The following is a 1403-nucleotide window of genomic DNA, read 5'->3' as shown; positions in this document are numbered from 1 at the left end:
ATAAAAAATAGAAAAAATGAAAGTTTTTGCAACTTTCAATTTTTTGATTTTAAACATCAAATGCAACATCATAATTCAAAAAACAAATGCAACATTTGAAAGGAAAATTATGAAAAAAAATTTAGATGATTTTGAAAGAAATGAAATATTAATGGGATTAAAAAATTTTAAAACTTTTAATCAAATAGCAAATGAATTAAATAGAAATAGAAGCACAATATCAAGAGAAGTATTTAGAAATAGAAAGGTAATATTTAATAAAAAGTCACTATCTTTCCCAAGTGAAAAAGAGGTGTTATTAAATAATTATTGTGAATTAACAAAAAAAGCTCCTTATGTATGTAATTCTTGTCCTAATTTTAATTCTAATACCTGTACTAAACATTACATAGTATATGAACCACAAACAGCTTCTAGATTAAATAAAAATAGGAAAAAAGAAAATAAAAAATTAAAGTGTAAAGAAAATATAATAAATGATATACAAGATCTTTTAAATAAAAACCAAACAATACCTCATATAGAAAATATAATAAAAAATAAATACTCAGAAGATCATATAACAGGACAAACAATATATAATTACATAGAAAAGGGTATTTTAATTAAATTAGATAAAAGGAAGAAAAGAAAGTATTTAAATAAAGTTATTAAAGAAAAGGTAGAGTATAAGTACAAAAAAGATTATCTAAAAGGTAGAGAATATTTAGACTTTAAAGAGCATATTGATTTAAATCCCCATCATAATATAGTAGAAATGGACTTAATATGTGGACCTATTGGAAATAGTGGATATATACTAACGTTATTCATTCCTAGTATACAATTTCTATTAGCATATAAATTAAAAAGTAAATATCCACAAGAAGTTATAGGAGTTTTAAATAATATAGAAAAGAAAATAGGAACTAATAAATTTAAAAAGATATTTAATATAATACTTACAGATAGAGGTAGTGAATTTTTAAAAAGAGAGCTTCTTGAAAAAAGTATTAATAGTGGTACTAAAAGATGTAAAGTATTTTATTGTGATAAAGCTAGTCCAAGTCAAAAATCTCATATAGAAAATTCACACAGATTAATAAGAAGATTTGTACCTAAAGGAGTAAGTTTAGAAGATGTTACTCAAGATGAAATATATGATATGGTTAATAATATAAATAGTCTGTATAAAGTTAGATATAAAAAAAGCCCTAATGAAATGTTTATTAAACAATATTCTGTAACTGTATTTAATAAATTATCATTAAAGGCTGTACACCCTGAACTAGTTAAGCTAACTAGAATCAGATAATATATTATATCATATACAGATAATAAAAAAATATAAATGATGTTGCATTTGATATTTGAATTTTAGAAAAATATTTTAATGCGTGTTGCATTTGTTTTTTTAATATACA

1 protein-coding gene is annotated in these 1403 nt (G+C 21.7%); it reads left to right on the top strand.

Features of this window, described 5'->3' with window-relative positions; all coding sequences use genetic code 11:
* Nucleotides 1-109: 109 nt before the first annotated feature.
* The gene (locus AYC59_RS05390; RefSeq protein WP_066896024.1) at nt 110-1294 is read left to right on the top strand and encodes an IS30 family transposase; all 1185 of its coding nucleotides are present in this window, start codon (nt 110-112) and stop codon (nt 1292-1294) included.
* Nucleotides 1295-1403 lie beyond the last annotated feature (109 nt).

The sequence above is a fragment of the Pseudostreptobacillus hongkongensis genome (assembly GCF_001559795.1).
GTDB classification, from domain to species: Bacteria; Fusobacteriota; Fusobacteriia; order Fusobacteriales; family Leptotrichiaceae; genus Pseudostreptobacillus; species Pseudostreptobacillus hongkongensis.
Note: the sequence above shows the minus strand (reverse complement) of the source record. Positions and strands in the feature narration are given on the sequence as shown.